The sequence below is a fragment of the Streptomyces yangpuensis genome (assembly GCF_001005295.1).
Classification (GTDB): domain Bacteria; phylum Actinomycetota; class Actinomycetes; order Streptomycetales; family Streptomycetaceae; genus Streptomyces; species Streptomyces yangpuensis.
In genome coordinates, this window is the sequence record NZ_LBMK01000001.1 from 993,241 (window position 1) to 1,007,836 (window position 14,596).

Genomic DNA, 14,596 nt, shown 5'->3' on the forward strand with positions numbered 1-14,596 from the left:
CCACCTGCTGGCGCTCCCACGGCGAGCACCCCGCCACCCCCCGCCCCGCCGGCACCCGCTTCCGCAAGAACCCCCTGCGCCGCCTCATCACCCCCCGCGACGAAAGCGGCGAATACCTCCTCACCTCCTGGGGCCTGGTCGTGAGCGACGGCAACCGCGACGAACACGACATCCGCTACGACGAGATCGCCCTCGTCCGCCACGAAGGCCCCGGCCGCGTCGTCCTCACCGGCTGCGGCTGCGACCTGCACATCCACCCGGACCACGTCGCCCGCGGCGAACGCCTCATCGCCGCCCTCGACGCCGCCGTCCCCGCCCACCTCGTCCACACCGACACCTGAAAACACGCGCGGGGCCGGTGCCCGCCGCCGCGGGCACCGGCCCCGTCACGCGCGAGGGCGAACTAGAACACCGGCACGCCCGCCCGCGTCAGCCGCCAGTCCACCGAGGCGAACTGCGCCGGGTCGATCGTCCCCTTCGCCTTCACCCACTGGATGATCGTGTTGCGGATCTCGTCCGAGTTCGACCACAACTGCTTCGCCTGCGGCACATGGGGGAAGTTCCCGCCACCCGACGCCCGGTAGTTGTTCACCGCCAGCACGAACTGCGCCGCCGGATCCACCGCCTTCCCCCCGAAGGACAACCCCGAGATCCGCGAACCCGCCGGCTGCGCGATGTCGATGTCGTACGCCAGCCCGTACACCGCGTCGTAGTTGTAGTCCGGAATCGACTCGGCGTTCGTCAGCTTCGCCGGATCCACCGCATCACCCGGCGCCGTCCGCACGAAGTACCGCGCCGAGTACTCCAGATACTCCTTCAGCTGCGCCCCCGTCAGCAGCCGCGCCTCCATCGTGTTCTCGAACGGGTACAGACCCGCCGCATCCCGGATCGTCACCTGCCCGGCCGGGATCGCCGCCGTCCGCGAGAAGCACGAAGCCTGCGACAGCACCGGCAGCGCCGCCCACTCGGTACCCGCCAGCGCCGCCTTCACCGTCTCCGCCTGCACATGGTTGATCAGATCGATGATCGGCACGTCCTTGACCGGACCCTCCGCCGAGGACATCGCCTGAGTCGAGGTACCGATCACCTGGTTCACGTACGCCACGACCTTGCGGTGCTCGTCCGACAGCAGCCGCGTGATCTTCGCGTCCTCCGCCACCGTGTTCGAGTTCAGCACCTTCGCCGCGACCTTCGCCACCGACCAGCGGCCCTTCTCCCACACCAGCTCGAAGTCGAACAGCGTCAGCCGCTGCCCCCACTTCAGCGGCTCCGACAGCACCACGTCCTTGCCGGTCGCCTTGTTCTTCACCCGGTACTCGGAGATCTCCGTGTGCGCGTGACCCACCAGGATCGCGTCGATCCCCGGCACCTGCTCCGCCACCAGCGCCGCCGCGTTCTCGATGTACGGCAGCTGGTCACCGTAGGACGACGTACCGCTCGACCCCGAGTGCGCCGACACGATCACCACGTCCGCACCCATCGACCGCAGCCGCGGCACATACTTCGCCGCCTGCTCCTCCAGCCCCGGGAACGTCATCTTCCCCTGCACGTTCGCCTTGTCCCACAGCGCGATGCCCGGGTTCGTCAGCCCCAGCACCGCCACCTTCACGTCCCGACCGCAGGGCGTGCGCAGCTTGTGCATGCTGTACGGCGCGAACGCCGGCTTCAGCGTCTTCGCATCCAGCGCGTTCGCCCCCAGCAACGGGAAGTCGCACTGCTCCTCGAACTTCCGCAGCACCGGAATGCCGTAATTGAACTCGTGGTTCCCCAACGCCGCCGCGTCATAACCGATCGCGTTCATCGCCTGCGCCATCGGGTGCACCGGACCACGCCGCGCCGTGATCGGATCGACCTTCGCGTAGTAGTACGACAGCTGCGTGCCCTGGATGGTGTCACCCGCGTCGATCAGCAGCGTGTTGCGCCGCCCCTTCTCCGCCCGCACCTGCTCCACCAGCGTCGAGATCTTCGCCAGACCGACGTCGTTGTGCGCCTTGTCGTCGAACTCCTTGTCCGTGAAGTAGTCCCAGTTGAAGACGTTCCCGTGCAGGTCGGTCGTCCCCATCACCGTGAACGCGTACGTCCGCGGCCCCTTCGCCTTCGCATCCTGCACCCCGGCGGCTGCCGAAGCCGGTGTGCTCGCGGCCCCCGCCAGCGCCACGGCCGCCCCCGTCGCGGCCGTGGTCCCTATGAAAGTCCTGCGGTCGAACGCCATGCCATCTCCCTCTTACGGCTGAACAACGCGCGTAGATTCTGACCCAGCAGTAACAAGCCGCAACACCCCCGCCAGGTTTCGATCCGGTGACCACACCCGAACGGGCGACAGTGCGAGAGTGAATCCATGACCCAGGACGCAGCGCACACACCGCACGCATCCCACCAGCCCTACGGCACCCCCGAAGTACCCCGCGTAGCAGTCCGCGGCGAAGCCCGCCTCGAAGTCGACCCCGAGATCGCCCGCATCGGCATCACCGTCAACGCCCGCGGCACCGACCGCCGCACGGCACTCGAAGACCTCACCCGCCGCAACAACACCGTCCTCGACCTCATCAAAAGCTACGGCGACCCCGTCGAGAAACTCGAAACCGGCGCCCTCTCCATCACCCCCGAACTCACCCGCCACGGCCGCGCCGAACGCGTCCGCGCCTACCACGGCCGAGTCCACATCACCGCCGAACTCAGCGACTTCACCACCCTCGGCGAACTCACCACCCGCCTCGCCGACCTCGAACTCACCCAGGTCGACGGCCCCTGGTGGGCCCTGCGCCCCACCTCACCCGCCCACGGCGAAGCCCGCCGGCAAGCCGTACTCGAAGCCGTCCAGCGCGCCCGCGAATACGCCGAAGCCCTCGGCGCCCGCCTCTCCGCCCTCGTCGAACTCGCCGACCTCGGAGCCGAGAACGCCGCCCCCTTCCCCCAGGCCCCCGGCGGATCCGGCATGCGCACCATGGCCTTCAGCACCGCCACCGAGGACGCCGGCCCCCCGCCGCTCGACCTCGAACCCCAGCGCCAGACCGTCTACGCCCAGGTGAACGCACGCTTCACCATGACCCCGCCCCAACTCTGAAACGCGGAACTCGGAAACGCGGATAAAACGGGCCCCGGGGGTGCTCATCAGAGCACCCCCACGCACATTCAACAATTGTCAACAACCTTTTGCCCATTGGTTGTTGAGAGGACACCAGGAAGCGATTACCTACCCGTTGGTAGGGGAATAGGCTCGCCCCATGCGCCGAGCGAAAATCGTATGTACCCTGGGCCCCGCCACCGACTCATACGACCAGATCAAAGCACTGGTCGAAGCCGGAATGGACATCGCCCGACTCAACCTCAGCCACGGCACCTACGCCGAACACGAGGAGCGCTACCAACGCGTACGCAAGGCCTCCGACGAGACCGGCCGCAGCGTCGGCATCCTCGCCGACCTTCAAGGCCCGAAGATCCGCCTCGGCCGCTTCCACGAAGGCCCCGTACTCCTTGAACGCGGCGACGACTTCACCATCACCGTCGAAGACCACCCCGGCGACCGCCACACCTGCGGCACCACCTACAAAGGACTCGCCGCAGACGTCACCACCGGCGAACGCATCCTCGTCGACGACGGCCGCGTCACCCTCGAAGTCACCCACGTCGACGGACCCCACGTCCACACCCGGGTCATCGAAGGCGGCATGGTCTCCGACCACAAAGGCCTCAACCTCCCCGGCGTAGCCGTCTCCGTCCCCGCCCTCTCCGACAAGGACATCGAAGACCTCCGCTGGGCCCTGCGCACCGGCGCCGACGTCATCGCCCTCTCCTTCGTCCGCAGCGGCCGCGACATCGAAGACGTCCACCGCATCATGGACGAAGAAGGCCGCCGCCTCCCCGTCATCGCCAAGATCGAAAAGCCCCAGGCCGTCGACAACATCGACGACATCGTCGCCGCGTTCGACGGCATCATGGTCGCCCGCGGCGACCTCGGCGTCGAAATGCCCCTGGAACACGTCCCGATCGTCCAGAAGCGCGCCATCAAACTTGCCAAGCGCAACGCCAAACCCGTCATCGTCGCCACCCAGATGCTCGACTCGATGATCGACAACTCCCGCCCCACCCGCGCCGAAGCCTCCGACGTCGCCAACGCCGTCATCGACGGCACCGACGCCGTCATGCTCTCCGGCGAGACCAGCGTCGGCAAATACCCCGTCGAAACCGTCCGCACCATGTCCCGCATCGTCGAAGCCGCCGAAGAGGACATCCTCGCCAAGGGCCTCCCGCCCCTCACCGACCGCAACAAGCCCCGCACCCAAGGCGGAGCCGTCGCCCGCGCCGCCGCCGAAATGGGCGACTTCCTCGACGCCAAGTTCCTCATCGCCTTCACCCAGAGCGGCGACACCGTCCGCCGACTCTCCCGCTACCGCTCACCCATCCCCCTCCTCGCCTTCACCCCCGACCCCGCCACCCGCTCCCAGCTCAACCTCACCTGGGGCGTCGAAACCTTCCTCGGCCCCCACGTCGACTCCACCGACGCCATGGTCGCCCAGGTCGAAGAAGAACTCTTGCGCATCGGCCGCTGCGTGACCGGCGACACCGTCGTCATCACCGCCGGCTCACCCCCCGGCGTCAGCGGCTCCACCAACCTCGTCCGCATCCACCACATCGGCGACCCCGTCCGCTGACCCCCACACCCACCACCGCGCCGGGCCCACCGAACGGCCCGGCGCGACGCCGGCGCGACACCCCTTGACCCCAAGTCCACTTGAGGTCCTACGGTCACCCACATGACCACCACCCGGCAGTACTCCCGCGAACAACTCGCCGCCCAGCCCATCGGCCACTGGAGCCGCACGGCCGCCGGCCTCGTCATCGCAGGCCTCCGCACCGCCCTCGCCGAGGAACACCTCACCCAACCCCACTGGTGGACCCTCAACCACGTCGCCGGCGCCCCGGGCCACTGGACCCGCCCCGCCCTCACCGCGAAGCTCACCCCGTACGACGACCAGCACACCGACTTCGACACCGTCTACGACGACCTCGCAGCCCGCGGCTGGCTCACCGAGACCACCGACGGCCTCACCCTGACCGAGGCGGGCGAGGCCGGACGCCTCCGCGCCCACGACCGCAACGCCAAGGTCCACACGAGGCTGCGAGAAGGCATCGACGACGCCGCATACGCCACCACGATCGACGTCCTGCGCCGCATCGTCGCCAACCTCGGCGGCGACGGCGACCTGCCGTAGCCGAAGAAAGGGCTGGCGGCAGGCCCCGGCCGCCCAGTAGGAAGGGCGGCATGAGCACCTCCATACGGACCTTCGCCCGCACCACGCTCGACCTCGGCGACGCGCAGCTCCACCCCTGGGGCCGCAAGCCCGCCGGACCGGAACTCCTCGACGACCTCGTCGCCGCCGCGGCCGACCCGGCGATCGCCCTCTGGAACCCCCTCCCGGCCGCCGACCACGAAGCCGCCCGCGCCTGGCTCGACGCCCGCGAGGACGGCTGGGACCGGGGCGCGGGCGCGGCCTTCGCGGTACTGGCCGCCACCGACGGCGCCCTGCTCGGCACCGTCAACCTCCGCTGGGTCGACCGCGCCGACGGCCTGGCCATGATCGGCTACTGGTTCCTGCCGGACGCCCGCGGTCGCGGCCTCGCCACCCGCGCCACCAGGGCGGTCACCACCTGGGGCTTCCGCACGGGCGGCGCCCGCCGGATCGAACTCGCCCACGCCGCCGGCAACGAGGCCTCCTGCCGCGTCGCCCACCGCTGCGGCTACCTCCCCGAGGGCGTCCTGCGCGAGTCCCACCTCTTCGGCGACGGCCGCCACCACGACGAACACCTCCACGCCCGCCTCGCCACCGACCCGGAACCGGGCCCCTAGTACTTCGGCCCGATGTGGGCGTCCATGAGGGCTACGCAGTCCTTGCGGGCGATGGAGACGTTGAAGGGGTCGCTGCCGCGCGCGAGGACGGTCCACCGGACGCCGACCTTCGCGAGGGTGTCGGTGCAGAGCTTCCGGATGTCGTCGGACTTGTTGGTGAAGAAGTACCGCGGGTACTCGTAACGCTTGCCGTTGCGCACGGTCCAGTTGGTGACCCGACACCCGTCGGAGTGGATCAGCCCCCGGAGGAACTCCCACGGGTGGGCGTCGACGATCTCCTGCTGCCAGTCTTCGAGGACGATCCGCCGCTCGTGCTTCTTCCCGGGCCCGTGCTGCGGGAACAGGCACGTCCAGTGCCATGTGTACGACTTGACTTCGACGCAGCCGTGCTGCCGGCGCCGGCCCACCTTCGGCTGGGGCATGACCCGGTGCATGGCTTCTTCCGCTGCGTCGATGAGCCCCGGCTGTGACGCGTTGCAGAAGATGGACAGGTGGTGCTGCTTGTACTTGGAGATGATGTGGCCGTCTCCGAGGTACAGGCCCAGGAGGTAGGCGTAGGCGGGGCGGTCCAATTCCCGAGTCGTGCAGCGCGGACAATCGGTGGGTTGGACGTACACCTCGCCGCGCTGTCTGCGGTCCTCGTGTCGCCACCAGCCGACTGTTCCTCGGGGGATGCCCAGGTGCTCGGCCACGACCCTGTTGGTCACACCTCTGCGCAGCAGAAGGACTGCTTCTTCGCGTATCGCGGGATTGTGCTCCACGTACGGGAGCTTTGCCGACATTCGGCCGGTCGGTCGCAATTCGAAGTTTCGTTCACTGCGACGAGTGAAGATCGCGAAATTCGCTTGGCGACCTTGAAATCGAAGGAGAAGTGCCCCGGGTCGGATTCGAACCGACGCTGAATGGGTTTTGAATCCATGGCCTCTGCCGCTGGGCTACCGGGGCCCCTTCGAAATGAAGGATACAGAAGACCCTCCGTGTCACAAACATACAGGAGCTAGGTAGGCTCGGGGGAGCTGAATCGCCTTGCAACAAGGAGCCCCCGTGACCGCCGAGCACGAGTCGACGCCCATGCCCGACGCCGACCAGTCGCACGTTCCGCCGATGACGACCCGGGTCGTCATCGCCGAGGACGAGGCGCTCATCCGTCTCGACCTCAAAGAGATGCTCGAAGAAGAGGGCTACTCCGTCGTCGGCGAGGCCGGCGACGGGCAGACGGCCGTCGAGCTCGCCCGCGAGCACCGGCCCGACCTGGTCATCCTCGACGTGAAGATGCCCGTCCTGGACGGGATCTCCGCCGCCGAGAAGATCGCCCAGGAGTCCATCGCCCCCGTCCTGATGCTGACGGCGTTCTCGCAGCGCGACCTCGTCGAGCGGGCCCGGGACGCCGGGGCCATGGCGTACCTGGTGAAGCCGTTCAGCAAGAGCGACGTGGTGCCGGCCATCGAGATGGCCGTGTCCCGGTTCGCCGAGCTGCGCGCGCTGGAGCAGGAGGTCGCCGACCTCTCGCAGCGGCTGGAGACCCGCAAGCTGGTCGACCGGGCGAAGAGCATCCTGCAGACGCAGTACGGGCTGACCGAGCCGGCGGCCTTCCGCTGGATCCAGAAGTCGTCCATGGACCGCCGGATGTCCATGCAGCAGGTCGCCGAGGTGGTCATCGAGGACGCCGAGGCGAAGAAGAAGGAGAGCGGGAAGTAGTTCCCGTCCCGGGCTTCCCGGAACATGCGTGAGGCCCGCCTCCCCCGAGGGAGGCGGGCCTCACACGTTGTGTCAGTCCTCGCCGAGGTAGGCCTTGCGGACGTCCTCGTTGTGGAGGAGGTCCTGGCCGGTGCCGGAGAGGACGATCTTGCCGATCTCCATGACGTGCGCCTGGTCGGCGAGGGAGAGCGCCGCCTGGGCGTTCTGCTCGACGAGGAGGATCGTCATGCCCGAGGCCTTGAGCTCGGAGATGGTCGACATGATCTTCTGCATCATCAGCGGGGAGAGGCCCATGGAGGGCTCGTCCAGCATGAGGAGCTTCGGCTGGCACATGAGCGCGCGGCCCATGGCGAGCATCTGCTGCTCACCGCCCGAGAGGGTGCCGGCGGCCTGCTTGCGACGCTCGCCCAGGATGGGGAAGAGGTCGTAGGCGCGCTGGATGTCCTTCTCGATGCCGTCCTTGTCGCTGCGGAGGAAGGCGCCGAGCTGGAGGTTCTCCTCGATCGTCAGCCGGGGGAAGATGTGGCGGCCCTCGGGGGAGTGCGCCAGCTTCAGGGCGACGATCTTGTGGGCGGGGACACCGACGAGGGGCTGGCCGTCGAAGGTGACGCTGCCCGCGGTGGGCTTCAGGAGCCCGGAGAGGGTGCGCAGGGTGGTCGTCTTGCCGGCGCCGTTGGTGCCGACGAGGCAGACGATTTCACCTTCGTTGACCTCGAAGGAGATTCCCTTGACGGCTTCGATCTTGCCGTAGGCGACCTTGAGGTCCTCGACCTTGAGCAGTGCGGTCACTTGGCCTCTCCTTCCGTGCTGGTGGTGCCGGTGGTGCTGTCCGCGTCGGCCTCGGCCTCGGCGTCCGCGGCCGGTGCGTCGTCGGAGTCGGCCGCGGGGGCCTCGTCGTCGTCCGCGGCTTCCGCCTCGGTCTCGGCGGCCGCGTCGGCCTCGGGCTCGGGCTCGGCCTCCGCCTCGGCCGCGGCCTCGGCGTGGGCCTCGGCGGCCTCGACCTCGGCGATCTCCGCCGCGCCCGGCTCGCCCTCGAAGGGGGTGCCGAGGTAGGCCGCGATGACGCGCTCGTCGCCCTGGACTTCGGAGGCGGTGCCTTCGATGAGCTTCTCGCCCTGGACGAGACAGGCGACGCGGTCGCACAGGTTGAAGATGAAGCGCATGTCGTGCTCGATGACGAGTACGGCGATGCCCATGTCCCGGATCGCGAAGATGAGCTCTTCGGCGGCGCGGGTCTCCTGCGGGTTCATGCCGGCGGTGGGCTCGTCCAGGAGGATGAGGCCGGGGTCGCTGGCAAGGGCGCGGGCGATCTCCAGCTTGCGCTGCTCGCCGTAGGGGAGGTTCTTCGCGAGGTGGTCGGCCTTGTGCTCCAGGCCGATGAACTCGAGGAGTTCCATGGCGCGTGCCTCGCTGGCGGCTTCGGCCTTCTTGAAGCCGGGGCCGCGCAGCAGGGCGGACCAGAGGCCTTCCTTCGTGCGGGTGTGGCGTCCGACGAGGACGTTCTCCAGCACGGTCATGTTGTGGAAGAGCCGGATGTTCTGGAAGGTGCGGGCGATGCCGGCCTCGGTGACCCGGTGGGGCTTGGGCGGGAGGACCTTGCCCTTGTAGCTGACGGAGCCCTCGGTGGGGACGTACAGCCCGGTGAGGCAGTTGAAGAAGGTGGTCTTGCCGGCGCCGTTGGGGCCGATGAGTCCGACGATCTCGCCTGCGTTGACCTGGAGGTCGACGCCCTTGACGGCGGTGAGGCCGCCGAAGCGCATGGTGACGCCCTTGGCTTCGAGGACCGTGGTCTTCGTGGTGGTCGTGGTGGTGGTGTCCGTGGTGGTCGTCATGTTGTTCACGCCCCCGCCTTGGCGGTGGCCAGGTCCTTGGGGGCCTGGTCAGCGGTGTCGTCGTGGAACTCGAGCTGCGCGCGCTTGTTGGCGATGAGGCCTTCAGGGCGGAAGCGCATGAGCAGGATGAGGGCGATGCCGAAGGCGAGGAGCTGGTAGTCCTGGAGGAAGGCCAGCTTCGCCGGGATCAGGAAGAGGAGTGCGGCGCCGAGGATGGGGCCGCGGATGGTGCCCATGCCGCCGAGGATGACGGCGGCGAGGAGGAACGCGGAGTTCGGCGGGACGGGCCCGGCGAAGACGTAGTTCTCGGGGACGACCGTGGTGTTGACGTGTGCCTGGACGGTGCCGGCGAGGCCGGCGAGGGTGGCGCCGAGGGCGAAGGCGATGAGCTTGACCTTGAAGCCGTTGATGCCCATGGCTTCGGCGGCGGTCTCGTCCTCGCGGATGGCGACCCAGGCGCGGCCGATGCGGCTGTTGCCTGCGCGGGCGAAGACCAGGACGACCAGGGCCATCACCAGCAGCATCAGGAAGTAGTAGTTGGCGTAGGCGCCGAGTTCGATGCCGGCGACGATGTGGGACTCGCCGAAGTTCCACCCGAAGATTTCGAGGTGGGGGATGTTCGGGATGCCGTTCGGGCCGTTGGTGACGTCGGGGCCGGAGGTGCCGTCGAGGTTGCCCATGGCGATGCGGAAGATTTCTCCGAAGCCGAGGGTGACGATGGCGAGGTAGTCGCCGCGCAGGCGGAGGGTCGGTGCACCGATGACCACGCCGAAGACGAGCGAGACGATGGCGCCGACGATGACCGCTGCCCAGAAGGGGAGGTGGATGCCGAAGGCGGAGGCGGTGCTGCCGGAGACCAGGGCGGCGGCGTAGGCGCCGACGCCGAGGAAGGCGACGTATCCGAGGTCGAGGAGGCCGGCGAGGCCGACGACGATGTTCAGGCCGAGGGCGACGGTCGCGAAGATCAGGATGTTGACCGCGATCAGCGTGTAGGTGTCGCCGCTCTGCTGGATGAACGGGAAGGCGATCGCGGCGGCCGCGGTGCCGAGGAGGGTGACCTGGCGGTTGTTCGCGGTGAGGACCGAGAAGCGGGCGAGGAGGCCCGACTTGTTCAGGGCGAGGGCCGCGAGGCCGACCGTGATCAGGTAGGCGACGAAGAGCTGGGGTTCCTTGTCATCGGTGTCGATGCCGAAGGTGATGACGAAGAGGCCGAGGGCGAAGACGCCGGTGATGATGAGGATTTCGGCCCAGTTGGGCAGCGTGCTCTTGGCCGGGGTGACCTTGCGGCTGTCGTCGGGGAGCTTGTACGCGGCGAGGGCCGGGACGAGGGAGCCGACGAGGGCGACGTAGGCGCCGGGTTCGAGGTTGATCACGCCGCCGAGGACGACGGTGATCGCGATGACCGTGAACCAGGTGGCTGCGGCGTTGCCGAGGGCGAGGAACCAGATGGCCTTGCGGGAGCCGGCGGGGGTGAGCCAGCCGAAGCCCTTGACGCCGAGCGCGGAGAGCGCGTGGACGAGGGTGAGGGCGGCGCCGGCCAGGGTGATGTACTGCAGGTCGGCGGGGCTGCCGTAGAAGGTGAGGTCGCCGGGGAAGTCGGCGGTCCACGTCCAGGCGAGGAAGGCGCTGACGATGGTGAGGAGGCTGCCACCGATGATCGCGTAGAGGAGCGCGGCGGGTGCGGGTGCCGTCTTCGCGGTCTGCGTCTGCGTCTGCGGGGTGGTGTCTGTGGTCATGGTTCTCACGCCCGATCCGTGACGCGCTGGCCGAGCAGGCCTTGGGGCCGCACGAGGAGGACGACGATGAGGAGAACGAAGGCCCAGACGTTGGACCAGGCTCCGCCGCCGAGCTGCTGCATGCCGGGGATCTCTTCGATGTAGGCGATCGAGAGGGCTTCGGCGAGGCCGAGGACGACGCCGCCGACCATGGCTCCGTAGATGTTGCCGATGCCGCCGAGGACGGCTGCGGTGAAGGCCTTGAGGCCGAGGATGAAGCCCATCTCGAAGTTGATCTGGCCCTTGTCGACGCCGTAGGCGACGGCGGCGACGGCGGCGAACGCGGCACCGATGGCGAAGGCCATGACGATGATGCGGTCGGTGTTGATGCCCATCAGCTTGGCGGTGTCGGGGTCCTGCGCGGTGGCCTGCATGGCGCGGCCGCTGCGGCTCTTCTGGACGAAGACGCCGAGGGCGAGCATGCAGAGCGGGGCGAGGATGAGGACGAAGAGGTCCGCACGCTGGATCGCGAGGTTTTCGGTGATCTTGAAGGCGGGGCCCGTGAACTCGGGGAAGCTGACGGCCTTCTTGGCGTCCGGGTAGAACTGCCAGACGAGCTGCTGGAGCGCGATCGAGAGGCCGATTGCGGTGATGAGGGGTGCGAGCCTGGGAGCGCTGCGCAGGGGGCGGTAGGCGAAGCGTTCGGCTGCGCATGCCACGGCGACGGAGCAGATGGCGCCGCCGATGATCATGACGGGTATCGCGATCAGCAGGCTGGTGCCGGTCGGGAGGATGGCGTAGGCGGTGAGCGCGCCGAAGCCGCCGATCATGAAGATCTCGCCGTGGGCGAAGTTGATGAGCTGGACGATGCCGTAGACCATGGTGTACCCGATGGCGATGAGGCCATAGAGAGCACCGAGGGCCAGGCCATTGGCCAGCTGTTGCGGCAGTTCGTGCACCGCAGGGCCTCCGATGAGCGTGTCGGATAAGACTCCGCGCGAGGGCACTGTTTGCGCCCTCGCGCGGCGTTGGTTCAGGTGTTGCGGGTGTTACGGGTGGCGCTGGGTGTTACGGATTACTGGTTGAAGGTGTCGCTCTTGACGTCGACCCACTTGCCGCCCTCGACCTTGTAGACGGTGAGCTGCTTGTTGGTGGTGTCGCCGTACTGGTCGAAGGCGACCTTGCCGGTCACGCCCTCGAAGGACACCTTGCCGAGAGCCTCGACGACCTTGGCGCGGGCGTCGGTGGGGAGCTTGCCGTTGTTGGCGGCGGCGACGGCCTTGACGGCCTGGATGACGGCCCAGCCGGCGTCGTAGGAGTAGCCACCGTAGGCGGCGTACGGGTCCTTGTAGCCCTCGGCCTTGTAGTCCTCGATGAACTTCTTGGCGGTGTCGAGCTTCTCGACCGGGTAGCCGATGGAGGTGGCGAGGTCGCCCTCGTTGGGCTCACCGGAGGCGCTGATGAAGGCGGGGTCCTGGATGCCGTCGCCGCCCATGAGCGGGACGTTGGCGCCGGTCTTCTTGATCTGGTCGGCGAGCAGGCCGCCCTCGGGGTACTGGCCGCCGAAGTAGACGGAGTCGGCGCCGGAGGACTTGACCTTGTCGGCGGTGGAGGAGAAGTCGGTCTCCTTCACGGTGACGTGGTCGGTGCCGACGACCTCGCCGCCGAGCTTCTTGAACTCGTCGGCGAAGATGGCGGCGAGGCCGGCGCCGTAGGTCTGCTTGTCGTCGACGATGAAGACCTTCTTCTTGCCGGCGTCCTTGAAGAGGTACTGGGCGGCGAACTTGCCCTGGACCACGTCGGTGGCGGCGGTGCGGAAGTAGGTGTCGAAGCCGCGCTTGAACTCGCCCTTGCCCCAGTTGTCGCCCTGGCTGAGCGCGGGGTTGGTGTTGGCGGGGGAGACCTGGGCCAGCTTGGCGGAGGCGAAGACGCCCTGCATCTGCTGGGCGACGCCCGAGTTCAGGGGGCCGACGACGCCGAGGACGTCCTTGTTGCCGACGAGCTTGGTGGCGTTGGCCTGACCGGAGGCCGGGACGGCCTGGTCGTCGAGGGCCTCGACCTTGAACTCGATGCCCGGGACCTCGTTGTTCTTGTTGGCCGTCTTGGCCGCGAGGTCCACGGAGTTCTTGATGCCCTGACCGAGAGCGGAGAGGGATCCGGTGAGCGGGGCGTCGACGCCGATGACGACGACGGTCTTCTTGCCGCCGCTGTTGTCCTTGGAGCCTCCGTCGCGCGATCCGCAAGCGGTGAGGGTCAGTGCTCCCGTGGTGATCACGGTGGTGAGGATGAGCAAAGAACGGTGTCGCACGATTCTTCCTTTCCCTGGCGCAGCCCTCTGTCGAGGTGCCGTTGGGTCGCCGGGCCGCACTGGAGAGGTCCACGGCCGTGCTGATTCGCGCCCTGCGGCGCGGTGACTGGCCGTGACTCTAGGGCCGAGGTGGTGAGCACCGGGAGGCGGGAAAGGAGGATGTGACGCTCTTGTTATGCCAAGGCCAAGAATGTGTGGTGGGAGTTTGAACAAACCGGACATTTAGATACCCCGGAGATCGTCCGCATCGTGAGAATTCGCAGTTCCTCTAAGGGGCTTGAGCCCTTCATGCTCCTGTCTTAGATCAAATTGAGCCGAATGTGGCTGCGTGTGTCCAAAAGAATCCTCCGGGTGGTCATTCCCGAGGGAAAAGGCGGATTCGAGCCGCCCTGGGCATTACGCAGCGTGATGATTGGGGCGGTGTGCCGGGACTGTGAAGGATCTTGGGTGGGTGGGGGAAAGGCCCCTCACCTGCGGTTCGGCCGTGCGGAGGCATCTGCCCGGAAGGCGGACAGCCTGCACGGAATGCGGTGACGCCGGTCACACCGGCGGGTGCTGGTTCTCCGAGCTGCGGGTCGCGCCGCCCTGCTCGGCGCAGCGCTGCGCCACGAACCGGTCGATCAGCTCAAGTGCCTTGTCCTGTCCGGCAGTTCGCTCCTCGGCCCGCCCCGCGGCCACCGCGTCCTCGTGGATCGCGTACTGGTCGTTGGAGAGCCCCTTCTGTTCCCAGTCGAGGCCGGACCATTTCGTGCCCAGGAGGGTCTCCTTCGCCCAGTAGGACACGAGGCTCGTGCACACCTGTACGGGAGAGGCGGGGGTGGGGGCGGAGGGGCTCGCGGAGCCCGCCGCGGAGGGTGGCGCGGAGGAGGAGCATCCGGTCAGGGCGAGCGCCGCGAGCAGGGTGTGGGCGGCGTACCGGGCCGTACAAGGCATGGTCCCCATGGGGGGACGGTAGGCGGTGGCCACCGGCGAGACAACAGATGTCACCGCGAAGCGTGCGGAGTGGCCAATTCCGGGCGGTTGACCGACCGGCGGCTCCGGCTGCCCGCGCCGCGGGGGCCTGGCGCGGACGCCGGCGACCGGGGCCGTGCTGCCAGTCGTCGAGGGGTTCCTCGGGCATCGGCGAGCCGGCGGTGCGCCGGGAGGCGGTCGACGCGGTGGGGGAGCTGCGCCGGCGCCTCCGGGGCGGCCGGGC

14 protein-coding genes and 1 tRNA gene are annotated in these 14,596 nt (G+C 68.4%); 6 read left to right on the top strand and 9 right to left on the bottom strand.

The window, feature by feature from the left end; translation table 11 throughout:
- The coding region (locus tag AAT21_RS38300; RefSeq protein ID WP_200904324.1) for a hypothetical protein at positions 1 to 341 on the top strand (341 nt) is incomplete at its 5' end.
- Positions 342 to 403: 62 nt separating this feature from the next.
- On the opposite strand, the gene AAT21_RS04495 is transcribed toward AAT21_RS38300, so the two are convergent.
- Complete coding sequence (locus AAT21_RS04495; RefSeq protein WP_046775334.1) at positions 404 to 2,212, bottom strand: bifunctional metallophosphatase/5'-nucleotidase; 1,809 nt, start codon at positions 2,210 to 2,212, stop codon at positions 404 to 406.
- A gap of 126 nt (positions 2,213 to 2,338) precedes the next feature.
- On the opposite strand from AAT21_RS04495, the gene AAT21_RS04500 reads away from it, so the two are divergent.
- From AAT21_RS04500 to AAT21_RS04515, 4 genes are all read left to right on the top strand, one after another.
- Positions 2,339 to 3,064 carry an SIMPL domain-containing protein gene (locus AAT21_RS04500; RefSeq protein WP_046775335.1) on the top strand — a complete coding sequence of 242 codons (726 nt, stop codon included), beginning with the start codon at positions 2,339 to 2,341 and terminating at the stop codon, positions 3,062 to 3,064.
- 160 nt (positions 3,065 to 3,224) lie between these two features.
- On the top strand, positions 3,225 to 4,652 hold the full coding sequence (gene pyk, locus AAT21_RS04505; RefSeq protein ID WP_046775336.1) for a pyruvate kinase: 1,428 nt from the start codon (positions 3,225 to 3,227) through the stop codon (positions 4,650 to 4,652).
- Between the two features lie 102 nt (positions 4,653 to 4,754).
- Complete coding sequence (locus tag AAT21_RS04510; RefSeq protein WP_046775337.1) at positions 4,755 to 5,213, top strand: MarR family winged helix-turn-helix transcriptional regulator; 459 nt, start codon at positions 4,755 to 4,757, stop codon at positions 5,211 to 5,213.
- A 50-nt stretch (positions 5,214 to 5,263) separates the two neighbouring features.
- Entirely contained in the window at positions 5,264 to 5,848 is a 585-nt protein-coding gene (locus AAT21_RS04515; protein ID WP_046775338.1) for a GNAT family N-acetyltransferase, read from the top strand.
- On the opposite strand, the gene AAT21_RS04520 is transcribed toward AAT21_RS04515, so the two are convergent.
- Positions 5,845 to 6,609 carry a helix-turn-helix domain-containing protein gene (locus tag AAT21_RS04520; RefSeq protein WP_412180295.1) on the bottom strand — a complete coding sequence of 255 codons (765 nt, stop codon included), beginning with the start codon at positions 6,607 to 6,609 and terminating at the stop codon, positions 5,845 to 5,847. The two genes, AAT21_RS04515 and AAT21_RS04520, sit on opposite strands and share 4 nt — an antisense overlap.
- Before the next feature lie 111 nt (positions 6,610 to 6,720).
- Positions 6,721 to 6,793, bottom strand: a tRNA-Leu gene (locus AAT21_RS04525).
- 126 nt (positions 6,794 to 6,919) lie between these two features.
- On the opposite strand from AAT21_RS04525, the gene AAT21_RS04530 reads away from it, so the two are divergent.
- Positions 6,920 to 7,546 carry an ANTAR domain-containing response regulator gene (locus AAT21_RS04530; RefSeq protein ID WP_046775606.1) on the top strand — a complete coding sequence of 209 codons (627 nt, stop codon included), beginning with the start codon at positions 6,920 to 6,922 and terminating at the stop codon, positions 7,544 to 7,546.
- A gap of 72 nt (positions 7,547 to 7,618) precedes the next feature.
- Here the strand turns inward: AAT21_RS04530 and AAT21_RS04535 are convergent, their stop codons facing one another.
- From AAT21_RS04535 to AAT21_RS36515, 6 genes are all read right to left on the bottom strand, one after another.
- Positions 7,619 to 8,335: an ABC transporter ATP-binding protein gene (locus tag AAT21_RS04535; RefSeq protein ID WP_046775340.1), complete on the bottom strand. Its 717-nt coding sequence runs from the start codon at positions 8,333 to 8,335 to the stop codon at positions 7,619 to 7,621.
- On the bottom strand, positions 8,332 to 9,378 hold the full coding sequence (locus AAT21_RS04540; RefSeq protein ID WP_046775607.1) for an ABC transporter ATP-binding protein: 1,047 nt from the start codon (positions 9,376 to 9,378) through the stop codon (positions 8,332 to 8,334). The genes AAT21_RS04535 and AAT21_RS04540 overlap by 4 nt, the downstream gene beginning before the upstream one ends.
- 5 nt (positions 9,379 to 9,383) lie before the next feature.
- Entirely contained in the window at positions 9,384 to 11,114 is a 1,731-nt protein-coding gene (locus AAT21_RS04545) for a branched-chain amino acid ABC transporter permease (RefSeq protein ID WP_046775341.1), read from the bottom strand.
- Positions 11,115 to 11,119: 5 nt separating this feature from the next.
- A complete protein-coding gene (locus tag AAT21_RS04550; protein ID WP_046775342.1) occupies positions 11,120 to 12,052 on the bottom strand; it encodes a branched-chain amino acid ABC transporter permease in 933 nt (310 codons plus the stop codon).
- Positions 12,053 to 12,168: 116 nt separating this feature from the next.
- Positions 12,169 to 13,401 (bottom strand): branched-chain amino acid ABC transporter substrate-binding protein, encoded by a 1,233-nt coding sequence (locus tag AAT21_RS04555; RefSeq protein WP_046775343.1) that lies wholly within the window; start codon positions 13,399 to 13,401, stop codon positions 12,169 to 12,171.
- Positions 13,402 to 13,941: 540 nt separating this feature from the next.
- On the bottom strand, positions 13,942 to 14,343 hold the full coding sequence (locus tag AAT21_RS36515) for a hypothetical protein (RefSeq protein WP_046775608.1): 402 nt from the start codon (positions 14,341 to 14,343) through the stop codon (positions 13,942 to 13,944).
- Positions 14,344 to 14,596 lie beyond the last annotated feature (253 nt).